The 17,288-nt window shown below is 55.5% G+C and carries 11 protein-coding genes and 1 other RNA gene; 1 reads left to right on the top strand and 11 read right to left on the bottom strand.

Annotated features, from left to right (window positions below):
• Positions 1–158: 158 nt before the first annotated feature.
• From FHS18_RS25910 to FHS18_RS25880, 7 genes are all read right to left on the bottom strand, one after another.
• A complete protein-coding gene (locus tag FHS18_RS25910) occupies positions 159–2,348 on the bottom strand; it encodes a DNA topoisomerase III (protein WP_183603292.1) in 2,190 nt (729 codons plus the stop codon).
• Positions 2,349–2,493: 145 nt separating this feature from the next.
• Complete coding sequence (locus tag FHS18_RS25905) at positions 2,494–3,381, bottom strand: carbohydrate ABC transporter permease (RefSeq protein WP_183603291.1); 888 nt, start codon at positions 3,379–3,381, stop codon at positions 2,494–2,496.
• A gap of 15 nt (positions 3,382–3,396) precedes the next feature.
• Positions 3,397–4,287 carry an ABC transporter permease gene (locus FHS18_RS25900; RefSeq protein WP_183603290.1) on the bottom strand — a complete coding sequence of 297 codons (891 nt, stop codon included), beginning with the start codon at positions 4,285–4,287 and terminating at the stop codon, positions 3,397–3,399.
• A 91-nt stretch (positions 4,288–4,378) separates the two neighbouring features.
• The gene (locus tag FHS18_RS25895; RefSeq protein ID WP_183603289.1) at positions 4,379–6,142 is read right to left on the bottom strand and encodes an extracellular solute-binding protein; all 1,764 of its coding nucleotides are present in this window, start codon (positions 6,140–6,142) and stop codon (positions 4,379–4,381) included.
• A 129-nt stretch (positions 6,143–6,271) separates the two neighbouring features.
• Positions 6,272–7,360 (bottom strand): response regulator, encoded by a 1,089-nt coding sequence (locus FHS18_RS25890; protein WP_183603288.1) that lies wholly within the window; start codon positions 7,358–7,360, stop codon positions 6,272–6,274.
• The gene (locus FHS18_RS25885) at positions 7,357–9,135 is read right to left on the bottom strand and encodes a sensor histidine kinase (RefSeq protein WP_183603287.1); all 1,779 of its coding nucleotides are present in this window, start codon (positions 9,133–9,135) and stop codon (positions 7,357–7,359) included. The genes FHS18_RS25890 and FHS18_RS25885 overlap by 4 nt, the downstream gene beginning before the upstream one ends.
• Before the next feature lie 188 nt (positions 9,136–9,323).
• Positions 9,324–11,429 (bottom strand): pectate lyase family protein, encoded by a 2,106-nt coding sequence (locus tag FHS18_RS25880; RefSeq protein WP_246427912.1) that lies wholly within the window; start codon positions 11,427–11,429, stop codon positions 9,324–9,326.
• A gap of 266 nt (positions 11,430–11,695) precedes the next feature.
• Here FHS18_RS25880 and FHS18_RS25875 point away from each other — a divergent pair, with 266 nt between their 5' ends.
• Positions 11,696–11,959, top strand: coding sequence for an AbrB/MazE/SpoVT family DNA-binding domain-containing protein (locus FHS18_RS25875; RefSeq protein WP_183603286.1), 264 nt, complete (start codon positions 11,696–11,698; stop codon positions 11,957–11,959).
• Positions 11,960–12,231: 272 nt separating this feature from the next.
• On the opposite strand, the gene FHS18_RS25870 is transcribed toward FHS18_RS25875, so the two are convergent.
• The 4 genes from FHS18_RS25870 to rnr form a co-directional block, all read right to left on the bottom strand.
• On the bottom strand, positions 12,232–12,639 hold the full coding sequence (locus tag FHS18_RS25870; protein WP_183603285.1) for an HNH endonuclease: 408 nt from the start codon (positions 12,637–12,639) through the stop codon (positions 12,232–12,234).
• Positions 12,640–12,809: 170 nt separating this feature from the next.
• Positions 12,810–13,174, bottom strand: a transfer-messenger RNA (tmRNA) gene (ssrA, locus tag FHS18_RS25865).
• A 262-nt stretch (positions 13,175–13,436) separates the two neighbouring features.
• Positions 13,437–13,919, bottom strand: coding sequence for an SsrA-binding protein SmpB (gene smpB / locus FHS18_RS25860; RefSeq protein ID WP_183603284.1), 483 nt, complete (start codon positions 13,917–13,919; stop codon positions 13,437–13,439).
• Between the two features lie 233 nt (positions 13,920–14,152).
• Positions 14,153–17,275, bottom strand: coding sequence for a ribonuclease R (gene rnr, locus FHS18_RS25855; protein WP_183603283.1), 3,123 nt, complete (start codon positions 17,273–17,275; stop codon positions 14,153–14,155).
• Positions 17,276–17,288 lie beyond the last annotated feature (13 nt).

The raw sequence follows: 17,288 nt of genomic DNA, 5'->3' as shown, positions 1-17,288 counted from the left end.
GCAACGACAGATTATTAATAAAATGATCTTCCGAACATGACGCACAACACAAAAGCCAGCCCTCTCGGCTGGCTTTCAAGTTCGGCAGGACCTCTGCCCTGACCCATTCCATTGCAAAATGCCATGCGTCCCGCACAACTCCATGTGCGGCTCGCTGGTTACTTCTTATCGTTCTTGCCCTCGAGCGCGGCCTTCAGGGCATCCGCCAGCCCGCCGGTCAGCGATACCTTATCGCTGTACTGCTCGACCATGCGCTTCTGCTGGTGTTTGTTGACCCGCCCGCCGCCAGCTTTGTCCTCCAGCATCTCGATGACATTACAAGGGCGGCACTGCGCGTATTTGCCCGCTTTGCCGGTATGGATCTCCATCTTCTTGCGGCATTGCGGACAACGTTTGTTCGACAGCGCGGGCTCGGCCGCGCGGCGGAAACCGCATTCGCGATCTTGGCACACGAACGACTTCCCGCGTTTGCCCTTGACCTCCACCATCCGCTTCCCGCATTCCGGGCAGTGCGCATGAGACAGGTTGTGCGGCTTATACTCCGTCGCATCCTGCTTCACCTCACTGACCCACGCCGCGGCCTTCTCGCGGATGCCGGCCATGAACTTCTTCGCATCGCCTTGCCCTTTGGCAATGCGCTCGAGCTCCCGTTCCCACCCCGCGGTCAGCTCCGGACTGCGAAGCTCCTTCGAGGCCAGCTCGATCAGCTGCTTGCCTTTGCCGGTCGGCACCATCCGATTGCCTTGACGATCGATCGTCTGCGATGCCAACAGCTTCTCGATAATATCCGCGCGCGTGGCCGGGGTGCCTAGCCCGTATTTCTCCATCTTGGACAGCAATCCCGCTTCCGTATAACGTGCCGGCGGCTGCGTCTTCCCTTCCCGGAACCTGCTCTGCTTCAGCGTTAGCGACTGCCCGGAAGCGAGCGAAGGCAGAAGCTGTCCGCCTGCCTCCCGTGCCGTCCCTCTGCTGCCGTCCGCCGCTGCCTCGCCGCTGCCATCGTCCTCGCCATCGGACCAGTCAGCCTCCTGCGCGCCGCCGTACGCTTCCTTCCAACCCGCTTCCTTCAGTACGTTGCCTTTGGCATAGAAGCGGTCTTCGCCGATCCGGATGACCACGCTGGTCTCGTCATATCGGCAAGGCGGGCTGAACATCGCCAGGAACCGTCTGACGATCAATTCATGCAGCTTCCGCTCTTCGGGGCTGAGCGCGGACAGGTTCACATATTGCTCCGTCGGAATAATGGCATGGTGATCGCTCACCTTGCTGTCGTCGACGATCCGCTTCGTGACCGCGAGCGGCGCCCGAAGCAGCTTACGCGCCAACGCCGCATAAGGCCCGACCGCAATGCTTTCCATGCGGCCTTTCAACGTCGGAACCATATCGGATGACAAATAACGCGAGTCCGTCCGCGGATACGTCACCAGTTTATGCTGCTCGTACAGCCGCTGCAGCACGTTCGACGTCTGCTTCGCCGAGAAGCCGAGCCGCTTGTTCGCATCGCGCTGCAGCTCGGTCAGATCGTACGCCTGCGGATGAGGCTCGCTCCGCTCTGCCGTCCGCAGCCGTTCGACGACCGCCGGCTTGCCCTTCGTGCGGGCAACGACGGCTTCCGCCTCCGCCTGCGTCCACAGTCTTCCGTCTTGTCCTTCCTCGCTGCGCCATGCGGCCTGGAAGCCTTCGCCGGCGAACTCCGCGGACACCGTCCAGAAGGGCTTCGGCACGAAGCCGCTAATCTCGCGCTCGCGTTCCATCAGCATCCCGAGCGTCGGCGTCTGCACCCGGCCTGCCGATAGCTGCGCATTGTGCTTGCTGGTCAAGGCCCGCGTGACGTTCAGGCCGACGAGCCAATCGGCTTCCGCCCGGCATACGGCAGAAGCGTACAGCCGGTCATATTCGCGGCCCGGCTTCAGCGACGCGAAGCCGTCCTTGATCGCCTTATCCGTCTGCGACGAAATCCAGAGCCGCTTGAACGGCTTCTTCCAATGCGCCAGTTCCATAATCCAGCGGGCAACGAGCTCGCCTTCCCGTCCTGCGTCCGTGGCGATGATCAGCTCGCCGATATCGGGCCGCTTGCATAATTGGAGGACGGCCTTGAACTGACCGGATGTCTCCTTCAGCGGCTTGAGCGTCATGCGGTCCGGCATGATGGGCAGATCCTCGAGATTCCAGGTCTTGTACTTCGGATCGTAATCCTCCGGCTCGGCGAGGCCGACGAGATGGCCGAGCGCCCACGTTACGACATAGGACGGGCCTTCAATGTAGCTTTTGTTCTTATTCGTACAGCCGAGCACGCGCGCGAGTTCCCGCGCGACGCTGGGCTTTTCCGCCAATACGAGCGATTTCATCTGTTCTTCCCCCTGCGATTGTCATACTCCCATTATCGAATATTCGCGAAAGCAATGTCAAAAAAACCGCGCCTCCGCCAATTGGCGGAAGCGCGGCGAAACTTCGGGCATAGCCGGTGTGCTTCTGCAAGTTCGCAAGCGCCGCCTACTCCTTCACGGCGCCCAGCATAATGCCGGAGACGAAGTATTTTTGCAGGAAGGGATACACGATCAGCATCGGCACCATCGCGATGAACACCTTCGCCGAGTTCAGCGTCCGGTTCGACAGCTCCGACAGCTTCTTGTATTGCTCCGGAGTCAGATTGGTGCCGACCGGAATGTTGACGACCAGCTGCTGGATATACGTCTGGAGCGGATATTTGGCCGCCGTATTCATCAGCACCAGCCCGTTGAAGAACTCGTTCCAGTGGTACACGCTCAGGAACAGCGCCACGGCCGCAAGCACGGGGATCGAACAAGGGATATACACCCGGAACAGCACCGCCCAAGGGCCCGCGCCGTCCACGACCGCTGCCTCATTCAGCTCCTTCGGCAAGTTGCGGAAGAAGTTCATGATCAGGATGACGTCGAATACCGGTACGCCGCCGCCCAGCACCAACGCCCAGATCGAATCGATCAGATGGTAGTTCTGAATGGTGAGATACCACGGGATGAGCCCTCCGTTGAACAGCATGCAGAAGACCAGGATCCACATGAACGTATTGCGCATCTTGAACTCCCGATTCGGCCTTGCCAGAGGATAGGCCATTAAGACGGTGATGAGCAGGGAGAACGATGTGCCGAGCACCGTGCGCTGGATCGAGATCCAGAACGCGTTGAAGAATAAAGGGTCGCTCATAATTTCCTTATACGGCGACAAGGAGAACCCGATCGGATACAGCGTCACCAAGCCCGCGTTGGCGGCGGATTTCTCGGAGATGGATACGCAGAAGGTATACCACAGCGGGTATAAGCAGCTGATGAGCAGAAGCCCCATGACGATGAGATTGACGATATCAAACGTCCGCGAGCCTAACGTTATATTTCTGACCAATGCAGCGCCCTCCCTTTAGAATACCGTGTAATCGGCATATCGGTATGCCAGACGGTAAGATATGAATATCAGCACGAAACTAATGACGGATTTGAACAGGCCAGCCGCCGTCGCCAGCGAGAATTGCAGATTCTGCAAGCCCAGCCGGTACACCCATGTATCCAGAATATCGCCGGTCGAATACACCAATGGATTGTACAGGTTGTACACTTGATCGAAGCCGGCATTCAGCACGTTGCCCAAGCTTAGGACGCCTAGCAGAACTACGGTGGTCGTCAGCGCGGGAAGCGTCACATGCCGGATCAGCTGCCAGCGGTTCGCACCGTCAATCGCGGCCGCCTCATACAGATTGGGATTAATCCCTGTCAGCGCCGCCAAATATATAATCGCGTTGAAGCCAAACTCCTTCCACACGTCGGTGCCGATAATCAGCTGCCGGAAGATGCCCGCATCCGCCATGAAGAGCTGAGGATCGTAGCCGAACATGCCGAAGACCGTGTTGACCACGCCATAGTAGCCGAAGATCCCGATGACAATCGTGGACATGATAACCCAGGACAGAAAGTGCGGCAGGTACACGACGGTCTGCACCAGCTTCTTATAACGCAAGCTGCGAAGTTCGTTAAGCAAGATCGCGAAGATGAGCGGAACGAGCAGGTTAAGGACGATTTTGCCAACCGCGATAATGAGGGTATTCACGATGACCGTCTTGCTGTCATTCAGCTGGAACATGTACTTGAAGTTCTCTAGCCCGACCCACTCGGACCCGAGCAATCCCGCTCCCGGATTGTAATTCTGGAAGGCCATCACAATGCCGAACATCGGCACGATGCTGAACATGACCAGCCAGACCATACCCGGCAGCAGCATGAAATAATAGTGCTTTTGGTAGCCCATCTTTTTCATCGTAAGCCAACCTCCCGTACTCCAACAGGACTGTCAACGCTTACAGAGGACGCCTTCATACGCCGGCGCCCTCCGCAAGCTGTCCGCATGATTACTTCTTCAGCAGCTCCGCGACTTCCGCCGTGATCTCGTCTCCGCCTTGCGACTTCCAATCCTTCACGAATTTATCGAAGGAATCGATAGACGCTTGGCCCAGGATGATCTTCAGCACGGTCTCGTCTTCCATCTTCTTCAGGTTCGCCCACTTGGTCTCCATCGTCTCGGTCTGGTTGTAGGTGACGCTGTAGACTTTCTTATCGATCGGAATCGTCGTGAATGGACGGTCGCCGATCATGATCGAATACATGCGCTGGAAGTCGCCGAAGTTCGTCGTGTTGAAGTTGCTGACATTCAGATCGTCATACGGAGGCTTAATGACGTCCTTGACCTTCTTGGCGTCCGCATACATCAATTTGTACAGGCTGTTCGGCTTGTTATAGTCCTCCGGATCTGTCTCGCCCTTCAGGACCTTGAGCAGCTCGACGTATTCGTATTCCGTCTCATTGGCTGCGGCCATGACGTTGCGAAGCGGATACCAGCCCACGCTCACGGACAGATCGAAGGTCGCCTCATCGCGCACGAGGGCATTGTTCATGATGAGGATCGCTTTGACGACGTCCGGCTTGGCTTTTTTGCTAATAATGGTGTACGTGCTGCCCGTCGTCTTCATATGGGAATTCCACTTCCCATCGTCGGTATACACCGGATAGGCCTGCCAGTTCGCCGTCGGGTCGTTCTTGAAGGAGTCCCCGTTGCCGTAGCCGCCGTTCCACCATGGACCGAAGAAGATGCCCGCCTGATTGGCATTGATCGGATCGCCCACGTTGTCGCGCGTGCCGACCTCCGGATCGATCAGCCCTTTCTTGTACCAGTCCGCCAGCAAGGCCAGCGTTTGTTTCGTCTCGTCCGTCGTCGTTCCGTACGTGACCGATCCGTCGCCATTATCGATCCAGTAGCCCGGATACGCGTCCTTCGCGCCAAAGACCGGATCAAAGCCGCCCATATTGTTGGAGGATACGAGGAACGTGGAGTATGGGAACGTATTTTTGGAAGGGCCGGCGATCCCGATCGTTTTGTCCCCGCCAAGCTTATTATCGATGAAGGCTTTCGCCGTCGTTTCAATTTCCGCTAATGTCTTCGGCACCGGCAGCTGCAGCTTATCGAGCCAATCCTTGCGGACCCACATGATATGCACGCCGTCGGTATCGACCGTAATGTTCGGGAGCGATACCATCTTGCCTTTATAGCTGGCATTCTCCATGGCACGGCCTTCGGTACTCGCCATGATGTCCCTTACCTGCGAAGATTGGTACTGCTCGAACAGATCGGTAATGTCATACAAGAGCCCCGAGCTGGCCGCCTTGGTCATGAAAGAACGGTCGTCGACCACCATGCCGTCCGGCAGCTTGCCCGATGCGATCGTCAGGCTCACCTTCTGCTTGAAATCGTTGCCCGTGGCAGCGGTCCAATCCACGATGACGTTAATGTTGTACTTTTCCTTCAGGTAGCGCGTGTACTGGTTGTTGCTTACGCTGTCGCCTTCCGGCAGCGTCTTGTCCGTCGGGTCCACCACCATGCCGATGTGAACGTCAACGGGTTCGGGGAATTTGGAGAAGGCCAAGTCGTCTCCCGTCAGTGCGGGGGTCTCCGCATTCGTGCCTTTGTTCGCGTTAGCGTTCGAATTGGAGTTTGAAGACGCTTTCAAATCATTCGATGAATTCGTTGCCTTATTCGATGAATCATTGGAAGACGTACAAGCCGACAAACTTGCACCAAGCAATACGACCGAAAGCAGCGCTGCCACATTCCTTCTCATCTAATCCCTCCCCTTATTCCCTTGCCCTCTCATTGTACCTAGGAAGCGGACAAAAAAAGTCCGATGGATGTGCCGTGTTTTGTGAAGATTCGCAAGGGTTAAGGGGGATAGTTGTTCGATCGATTGGAATCAATCGTCCCCCTTGTGGAGTTGGGCCCGGAATTCGGAAGGCAAGAGGGAGGTCTGTTCATAGAATCGCTGGGAAAAATATTTGGAGTCGCTATAGCCTACGGCATGCGCCACCCACGTAATCGACTGGTTCGTCTCGGAGAGCAGCCGCTCGGCCGCCCGGATCCGCTCCTGCCGGACGTAATCGTTGAACGTCGAACCCGTCAGCTTCTTGAAGCATTGGCTAAAATAGCTTCGGCTCATGTGCACATGGTCCGCGACCGTCTCGGCATGCAGCGTATTCGACACCTGCTCGCGAATGAACAGTACCGCCTTTAGGATGCTGATCGTCGTATTGGCGTAATCCGTAGAAGCCGCAACCCGTGCGTAGATACGCCTCCTGTAGTCCCGCAGCCATTCGATGACCGACCGGACGTCCTCGACAGCAGACCCGAGTTCGGCATCCAGCGCGATTACCGTCTCGATCGGGGACAGCATACGCATGAACAGCCCCTCCAGGCGGCGGAAGGGAACGTCCGCTTCTATCGTCTGTTTGCATAAGCGCTGGAAAATCGATTCATTATAGAGCCAGTAGTGCGTACGCCACTCCTGCTCCAGCACGCACCACGAGTCTTCCTCCGGTGTGCAGCTAACTGCCTCTGATGCATGCGACGGCGCAGATACCGCAGGGGACTTCGCGATCGGATGCGACGGCGCAGCAGGCTGAGATTCGCCTATCATTTGTTGCTGAATACGTGCCAGTATCTGCTCATCGTCCTCGGATTCCAGCCGCACCTTGGATATGTAATCGAGCACGCCCATCCGGTAAGCCGACTGCACATTCTCGAATTCTTCGTGAAACGATAGAATCACGCAGCGCAGGCGCGGGAACCGCTGCCGGGTGACTTGCAGCAGCTCCATGCCGGACATGACGGGCATCGAGAGATCCACGAACATAAGATCTACCTCATGCTGCTCCATGAACTCCAGCGCTTTCGCGCCGTTGGCCGCTTCTCCAACGACCGTCATATCGTGCTTCGCCCAGGGCATGATCGAGATCAAACCTTTGCGCGCAAGCTTGTCATCGTCCACGATCAATACGCGAATCATAGCATTCTCTCCTTTCTAGGTTGGAGAAAAGGAAGGTGTAACGTAACCGTCGTCCCTTGGTTCGGACTGCTTTGTATATCCATACGGGCTTTGTAGCCGTAGCATGATTCCAGCATGGACTTCACGTACCGAAGCCCAATCCCCCAGCCCGTCTGTTGTTGATCCGGCGTGTCGCGCTGCAGGAAGGCCAGCGTTTCGTCGCTCAGCCCTTTGCCGTCATCGCGGATCATGATACGCACCGCCTGCTCATTGTCATCCGGCGTTACGTGAATTTCCAGCTTACCGTTATCGTCAAGCCCATGGCAGACCGCATTCTCTACGATAGGCTGCAAGATGAACCTCGCCACGGAACTATCGAGATAATCCCCTTCCGCGATGTCCAGCTTCACCTCGAAGTCATAGCGCATCTGCTGCAGCTCCAGATAGGTTCGGATGACCTCTATTTCTGACCGGAACGTAGCGCTCTCCCCGGACTTCCCCAAGTTGTAGCTCAACAGGAAAATTAGCGAGGAGACGAACTTCTCGATCTCCGCCTGCTTGTGCATCACCGCCAGCCAGCGCACCGAGTTGAGCGTATTCATGAGAAAATGCGGGTTGATCTGGTAGGCCAGCTTCTCGATCTCCAGCTGATGCCGGTCCTTTTCCTTCTGCCCCATATCCACGATCAGCTGCTGGATCTGCCGCTTCATAATATTGAATTGATCGAAGATCCGGTCGAACTCATCGATCCCCGTGTGATATTGACTGGTGCGCATGTATCCTTTGCCGAACGTCCTCATCTCCTTCTCGATCAACCGGAACGGCCGGTTAATCAGCCGCCGCAAGACCAGCGTGAGCAGCACCATCATCAGGAGGCCCAAGCCGAGAATCCACACCATATGGTTCTTCCACGTATAGAGTTCGTGATTGTAGTAGGAGACGGGCAGCAGCAGCGTGACATCGTACCCGTAATCGCCGGTCATGCGGTTCCATACATAATCGCCCTTCATGCCCGATTGCCCGCTTAACCGAAGATGCTCCCCCGGCGCATACGCCGATGAAGAACTGCTGTACGTTACAACGCCCACCAGATCGGTGAAGACCAGCGTATATGGCATGTTCAAATCTTCTGTAAGCGATTTCATTTCTGTGGTGAGATCCGACTTCGCTTCCACATAAATGACCAGCTGCGTGCCGTCCGAGAAGGTCACTTCCCTCGTCACCGAGATCACCTGATCATCGCTGAACCGGCATAGCGATTTGTGCGGAGACTGGTACTTCAATTCCCCCATACCCGCAACATCCGGCAACGCTTGCAGCGTGAAGTCTTCGCGCAGCGGCAGATTCGAATACGCGGCCTGTCCACCGTCGGGATTATAATACATCACCAGCTCCATCGCCGGGTTGGAGAACGTAATCAATCCGATATTGTAGGAAATATCGCGCGAGAGCAGCCGCTCGCTGTACGTATCCTCCGCCTGGACGTACGTTTCCATCAGATGGCCCACCGTCCCTTCGGGCATCATCTGCTGGGTCACCTGAAGCAAGCTGTTGTACATTTGATTGAGCTTCGTCGTTTGCTGATGGAGATCGAACGCCATCGAAGTCTTGATTTTGTCGCGCTGCATCGTATAGATCGCATTGTAAGAGACCGCCGCCATCAAGATCGCGCAGCCCGCGAAGCCGACGGTCAGCAGCACCATGATTCGTTTGCGGAGCGAGGAGAGCTCGAACCGATCACGCAGCCTGTACCACCAGGCATCCCTCTTCATCCGTACCGTTCCAGCAGCCTTCATCGAGCGTGTGCTCCGCACCTCTACCACCCCACAGTGAGTATGGAACAATATTCTCTGTTTGGGGGATTTCTCCTTCTTGATGCGGTATAAAAGTATCGTCTGTGGAGGCGCTATGCACGAACCTATCGGCACGCAGAAAGGCCGCCCGCGAAGGCGGCCTAACCCATCCTGCTATGGAGGCATTGCATCTAGTAGGCTAACTGCATGTAATACAGATTCGTTACGCTATCTTTCGTAATCGTATGCATGCCCGCAGCAAGAGAGACGCGCACAACACCGCCTGTCATCGGGTAACTCGTGCCATCGATTTTGATTTTGGTCCCGTCTGGCGAGTTGAACACCAAGGTTAACGTCGAAGCTGCGTTCGTCGTAAAAGCAATGCTGGTCGAACTCTCGAGTTTCAAACATTGTGTGAGCGTTAAGCCGTTGTAGGATACGGTCCCTTTGGAAGTCGACAGCGTGCCCTGAATGTTGAAGAAGTCGCTTGCCGTTCCATTCAAGGTGAAGTTATGGACGTATTGTGGTTCGGTACCTGGATCTGGCGTAGGGTCCGGAGTCGGATCTGTAGGATCTGTAGGATCAGTCGGGTCAGTCGGGTCAGTCGGATTCGAGTTCCCGCCAACAGACACAAGTTTGGTCGCGTAACTTCTAATTTTGGACATTAGCGCGTCATTGTTGGCATACGAGGCGTCATCTACCGCGTCATCGAATTGCCATTGAAAATCCCCGTTATTCAGGCGTCCGGCTTCTGCCGTCACGATCGTTTCCACCGAACCGGCCGGATCCACATCCGCTGCGTTCACGCCCATATCGACGCTCGTATCGAAATTGTTATACGCCGTTCCGCCGACCAACGCTTTGTACGAACCAGGAACGGTCTCCGTTCTCGAAGCAGCCAGGTAGGCATCGAATGAAGTCGCATTGGCCGCAGCCGTTCCGGCATTGGAGTTCGCATAGATCAGACTGTTGGCATCCGCAATGATATTGTTGAACGCTTTAATCATACCCCCGTTTTCACCCGAGAACGTCCCTTCCCCTAGAGCGTCAGTCCCTTGCAAAGAACTCATCATCGGATTCTTGGCGTGTCTGAAATAATTGGATTCGACGAAAGCCGAAGCTCCCATGGTTACGCCTACGCCATACTTGGAGTTACCGTCATAGAAGTTATTATAAATGTGAACGGAGGCCACTCGGATGCGCGGATGACGCGAATCCGAATGATCGAACCAGTTATGGTGGAAGGTAACGAAAAATTGGGCCGACTCGCTCAAGCCTACCAGAGAAGCTTTGCCCGAATCCCAGTAGTGGTTATACGAGATCGTAATATAGGTCGATCCTTTCTTCATATCCGTGGATCCGTCGCCTTTGGCCTGGTCCGCATCTCCTCCTGCCGTCCCATAGAATAGATCGTTGTTATGCAGCCATACGTTCACATTGCCGGTATCTAGCGAAATGCCGTCGTCCGGGAAGAGCATGAATCCCAGGTTGCGCACTTCCACATCGCCCACATACCGAAGCAGCATCCCCCAGCCGTAAGCGTAAGCATCGTCCCCGATCCCTTCGAGCGTCATATTCATCTCGGCATAATTGCTTTTGCCTTTGACTTCAAGATAACCGCTGCTGTTCAGCTGCCCGCTCAGATCGTCACCCGTCACTTGGCCGATGAATCGAATGGCAAGCGGAGTCGTATCATACCCTTTCTGTCTCAAACTCAAAATTTCGCCAAGGCCCACAGCGGTTTGCAGCCCGCCGGAGCTGCTAATTTTCACGGCTAGCGTAACTGTTTTGGCCGTCGCAGAGGTGACATAGACAACTTGAGCACCGCTCTTGAGCGTTCCATTATCGTTGTAGGCACCTGAACCGGTTCCGTAGGTCGAAGCCGACGAAAAAGCGAATCCGGACCGGTCATGGGCCGCTACGGCTATTTCCCCCGTAACCGCGCTGGCCGTTGAACCGCCAGACAGTTTGGCTTCGACTTTCAGCACGTAATTCCCCGCCGCAAGCCCTACAGCATCGGCTCTCCAATGAGAGGGATACTTACGAATAAGCTCGTTATCGATTTGTTGATACTGGGCATCCGCTGCGCTGGCAGGCTTCACGTAGACATTGTACCCCTCCGCATTGCTGACAGGCGCCCATTCCACATAGGCGCTTTCATTCCAACCTCCACTGTCCGTTATCGTAACGCCGGCAGCATGGGCTACTCCCGTATTGCCCACTCCGCAAAACATTAAGGTGACTGCAAGTGACATCATAAGCACCGTGTGTATGAGGCTGATTGCTTTTTTCTTCAATTGGATCCCTCCTAAAATGTGTTTGATCGGTTTGACTGAAGACGCTTACATAAAGTCGCGGCTACTTCCCTCCCTTATCGCTGCATGTTCTTGCCGGTGAAACACCCTAAGCTTAACAGCGCCATAACAGGTTCCGAAACAATCATTACTTCATAATCATCTGCGTCCCCCGCTACTCGCAACGTATCTGAGTTGATGATTATTGCTGTCCCTGCAACCGTGTGATTGTACTCATAATTGAATAGTATAATAAGGAGGAAAAACACATGAACAAGGTGATCGAGATGGAGCGAAGAGTAACTAAATTCGGGAAAAGCCTTGGCCTTACAATGGACGAGGCATTGAAACAACTCGGACTTGAAGCAGGCGATACGGTAACCATCGACGTGAACGAAGAGAATGGCGAAATCATCATTCGCAGAGCTCGTAAAGTTAGGCTGCCAGCGGGAATCAGTCATGACTTCCTTGATACATTGTCTCAAGTTATGGAAGAATACGATGACACATTAAAAGGCTTGAAGGATCGTTAATATGAGCAACTTGGGCAAAAGCATCCCTTTTAGAACGCAAACAACGCACCGCCTTTACGGCGCTCGTTATTTTCCTTCGCTACAATGGATACCATTTGGTCATGAATCAACAACACGCCGAGGATTTGACGGTCGACATGGTTAATCATCATTATCCCTTTCAAGAATACGTGAACATAGCCAAACGTAGCAAAACCCCGACCATATGCGGTCGGGGTTTTGCTGGTGGAGTTTCTTCAACAAACTAGCTCGTCTCCAATTTGACTTCTACATCAGTTCACCTGATGGTGAACGTTCGCTTTCACAATACGATAAAACAACTTGATCTTATGCGGCGCGGAATATACCTTTTCTCTAAAGTAGGAGAACGCCGAACGGCTTCCCCGCTTCGTATTGCACTCCATGCAAGCAGCGATTAAGTTTCGGGGGAGATCCGAGCCGCCTTTGCTTGAGGGAATAATGTGATCGACTGTCTTGCCGGGACGCCCGCACCACAAGCAGGTGTAATGATCCCGCTTAAGCGCAGCTTTGCGATAGTCACGAAATAAAAAGGGATTGTATAATAATTGGATCGTCTCTTCGTCGATCCATACGGCTCGCGCTCTATTAACTTCCCTCCACGCCCGATCGAGCACGCATGGGGTAAGTGGTTGTCCATCTATATTGAGAACGTTGATCATAATTTTATCGCCTCCTAGGTTAACGATCGTTCATAACCACTGCTAACAAAGTATAGGAGATTGTGAGATTCGTGGTTATGTATGACGTAAACCTGAAGAAGTATCGCATATGTATATAGATCGACGCTGAGAAATAGCAAAACCCAGTCCTCACGCGGACTGGGTTTTCATGGTGGAGGCGAGGGGATTTGAACCCCTGTCCGAAGACAACGCCACATAGGCATCTACGGGTGTAGTCACAGTTTTGATGTCACCTGTGGGAGCGCCCCGTAACCGGCTATCCTACAGGTCAGCCTGATTGTCGTCTTCAGCTAGCCCCAGGCGGAGACTAGACAGCGTATCCCACTAAATGTGAGCCCCTATCCTGGCACATGGGCGATGCAAGGTAGAAGCACGCGTGCAGTTTCTTAGGCTGCTACAGCGTAGGAAGTATTACGGTTGCCGTTTAATAGGCTTTAGCGTTGATGAAGTGGACGCGTCCCCACTACCCGCAACCCATGCTCGTACTATCCCCGTCGAATCCATAAACGCCCCCATATCGCATAAACGGCGTCGTCTGAGCTTACACGCTCATGTTCCGTTTAGCAGGTACAGCGCTCATCTCGACAATCAAGCGAGCATAAGCTGTCTTGCATTGCATTCCTTGCTGACGCTTCGTGCTTATCTCGCATGTCGCGTCGTCCTTGCTTAGTTAGTATAGCACATCGTCTGCACGATTGTATCCTCGAGATTCTGGTTACACTGGCGGTACGCTGGCATCATTGCCAATGGACCGTTCAGCTTACCCATCGCTCCGATTAACGTGCGACCTTCTGCTTCTCACGCAGCGCGCGTTGGATATCCCGCTGGGCATCTTTCTTCGCCGCGCTTTCGCGTTTGTCGTATTGTTTCTTACCTTTACCGAGCCCGATCAGCAGCTTGGCGTAACCGTTGCGCACATAAATCTTCAGCGGCACGATGGCGTAGCCTTCCTGCTTCGATTGCCCGAGCAGTTTGTGAATCTGTACCTTGTGAAGCAACAGCTTACGCGCACGAGTCGGATCCGTTGGGTTGTGGCGGTTGCCTTGATCAAACGGACTGATGTGCATGTTGTGAATGTACATCTCCCCGTTGCGAATCGTCGCGAACGCGTCGCTGATATTCGCTTTACCCGCGCGGACGGATTTAATCTCCGTGCCGGTCAGCACCATGCCCGCTTCATACGTATCCTCGATGAAATAGTCATGGGAAGCCTTCTTATTCTGAGCCAGTTGCTTGTTCTCGTTCGTCTTCTTGCCCATGCTAGTCACCTCGCCTTGTCTGCTCTTCTAACTTTACCCCATGAGGCAGCCGTTATAACCAATCAGGCACGCCGCCAAAAAGGCATTATTAGGAATCTATTGTAACAACTTCTCCGTACGAAAGCAAGCTGTCCCCATACGGACCTACAACCCCTCCTCAATGAAAAAAAGGCGAGCATCACGTACCCGCAATGCCCGCCCTTCACTTCAAACCGGCAGCCTAGCCATCGGCCCTACTTCCGGTTCTTCCGGACGAAAGCAGCCGTGCCGTTCCCGCCGGATTTCTTCTTCTTGCGCGGACGGCCGCTTCCGCCGCCATTACCGACTTCTCCATTCGGGCTGCCGCCAGACGATTCGCTTACTATAGACGAAAAATCTCCCGTCGGCACGGCGCCCGGCGCGTTCGGATTGAATACGCCGCCCTTGGTCGCCTTCTTGCGGCGCGAATTACCTCCGCCGCCTGGAGCGCCAACGTCGCCACCGCCACGCGGGCCATTGGTGTTGCCGCCGCTGCGCGGTCCGCCGTTACCGGCTCCTTGACCGCTTTGGCCGCCGCCACGTGGACCGCCGCTGCGGTTGCCGCCGGAACGGTTACCGCCGCCGGAACGGCTCTTCCGTTGGCCGCCCGGGCCGTTGAAGTGCTCGTACTCGCCTTCATCGATAATGCCGCCGGTGCCGAGGATCGGCAGGCCCCACATATCGGTGCGGACGCCGCCTTTGCGCTTGCCGCCGCCGGAACGCGAACCCCCGCTGCGGTTGCCATCAGCAGCAGCGCCGCCCTGATCGGCTGCTCCTTCGCTTACGCCGAGGATCTTATCGAGATTATAATCATCCTCCGGCTTCCAACCTGGACGCTGCTCGCTATCATTGCGACGTCCCGGAATGAAGACGGTGCTCTGGCCTTTGCGCTGCCCTTGTCCGCCTTGACCTTGGCCTCCGCGGCCGCCTTGACGGTTGCCGCCCTGGCCAACTTGAACGCCTTGTCCCTGACCGCCTTGTCCCTGGCGCCCGCCACGTCCGCCGCGATCCGACGAGCCTTCTGCCGCCACGCGGTCATCGCCGCGTCTGCGTCTGCCGCCGCGTCCATCGTCGCGCCCGGCGCTGCGGTCATCCGAACGCCCGCCGTTACGATCGCCGCGACCGCGACCGGACTGTTGCCCGCGTCCGCCGCGTCCTGCCTTCAATGCCCTCTCGAAGTTAGGATCGGTATTGATGGAGCCTGTGTCCACCAGCACGAAGTCGATCGTATGCTCATCCATATTGACGTTCTCGACCCGAATACGCACATCGTCCCCGATTCGGAAAATCCGGGATGTACGTTCGCCGATCAGCACCATATGCTGCTCATGGAAGTGGTAGAAGTCATCGTGCATGTCGCTCAGACGAATCAAGCCTTCGACCGTATTCTCGAGTTCGATGAAGAACCCGAAGCTGGTGACGCTGCTAATGATACCGTCGAATTCCTCGCCGATCTTATCGAGCATGTACTCGGCTTTCTTCAGCTTCTCGGTATCCCGTTCGGCCTCGACCGCCACGCGCTCGCGCTCCGACGATTGCTGCGCAATATCCGGCATGCGCTGATTGAGCGCATCGAGCCGCTCCGGCGTCAGCGTGCCGCCGTTCTCGAATACCTCGCGCATAACGCGGTGAATGACCAAGTCCGGATAACGCCGGATCGGCGACGTGAAGTGCGAGTAGAACTCGGCCGCAAGACCGAAGTGGCCCATGCTCTCCGCCTCATAACGCGCCTGCTTCATCGAACGGAGCATCATCGTCGAGATGACCGTCTGCTCCTTCTTGCCGTGGATCTCATCGAGCAGCGTCTGCAGCGAGCGCGGATGAATCTTGTTGCCTTTGCCTTTGATCTGATAACCGAAATTCGCCGCGAATTGCACGAACGTCATCAGTTTCTCCGAGTCCGGGTTCTCGTGAATCCGGTACAGGAACGGCACCTTCAGCCAGAAGAAATGCTCGGCTACCGTCTCGTTCGCCGCCAGCATGAACTCCTCGATAATCTGCTCGGCGATCGAGCGCTCGCGCTTGATAATGTCGGTCGGCTTGCCCTCGGAATCGACGAGGACTTTCGCTTCCACGAAGTCGAAGTCGATCGCCCCGCGCTGCATTCGCATCGAGCGAAGGCGCATCGCGAGATCCTCCATCAGCTTGAACGTATCGACCAGCTCGGCGTAACGTTCGGTTACTTCCGGATCTTCGTTCTGCAGGATTTTGCGCACATTCGAATACGTCATCCGTTCCTTCGTGCGAATCACGCTCGTGAACACGTCATGGCGTACCCGCTTCAACGTCGTCGCGTCGAATTCCATCTCGCATGACATCGTCAAGCGGTCGACCTGCGGATTAAGCGAGCAGATACCGTTCGACAACCGATGCGGCAGCATCGGGATAACCCGATCCACCAGATACACCGAGCATCCGCGGCGATACGCCTCTTGGTCCAGCGAGGAATTCTCCGTCACGTAATAGCCGACGTCCGCGATATGGACGCCGAGCAGATAGTTGCCGTTCGGCAAACGCTCGACGTTAACCGCATCGTCCAGGTCCTTCGCGTCTTCGCCGTCGATCGTCACGATAACGCGGTCGCGCAGGTCGCGGCGTCCTTGGCTTACGATCTCTTCTTCGGTGATCGTGTCCGGCGCAGCCTCGGCTTCCATCATCACATCGTGCGGGAAGCTCTCCGGCAGTTGATGCTTGCGGATGATCGAGAGAATATCGACGCCCGGATCATCCTTATGGCCGAGAATCTCGAGGATCTCGCCTTGAGCAGCCGAACGCCCTTCCGGATACGAGACGATTTTGACGACGACTTTCTGCCCGGAGACCGCCCCCAGGTACTCGCCTTTAGGGATAAAAATATCGCGGTTAATCCGCTTGTCGTCCGGAACGACGAATCCGTACGCCTCATGATTCTCGAACGTGCCGACCACCTGGGTCACCGCACGCTCCACGACGCGGACGACCTCGCCTTCCATGCGGCCGCCGCCCTCGCTCTTGGACGTAATGCGCACCAGCACGATATCGCCGTTCATGGCGGTCTTCAAATCGTTCGCATGCAAATACACATCCGGATGACCCTTCTCATCCGGAATAAGGAATGCGAATCCCTTCGCATGCGCTTGAACGCGGCCGCGCAGCAAATTCATGCGCTCCGGGACACCATAGCGTTCCGTCCGTGAGCGGAGCACTTTGCCCTCGTTCTCAAGCTTGTTGAGCAGGATAAGGAATTCCTTGAAGGACTGTGCGTCTCCTCCGCCCAGTTCGGCCTCCAGTTCCTGATATGTCAACGGCTTATAAGCCGTATCCCGCATAAAATCAAGCAGTTCTTGCTCCGTTATCATAATGCCTCCACTC

Source organism: Paenibacillus phyllosphaerae (assembly GCF_014192105.1).
GTDB lineage: Bacteria > Bacillota > Bacilli > Paenibacillales > Paenibacillaceae > Paenibacillus_Z > Paenibacillus_Z phyllosphaerae.
This window is presented reverse-complemented; position numbering and strand designations above follow the sequence as displayed.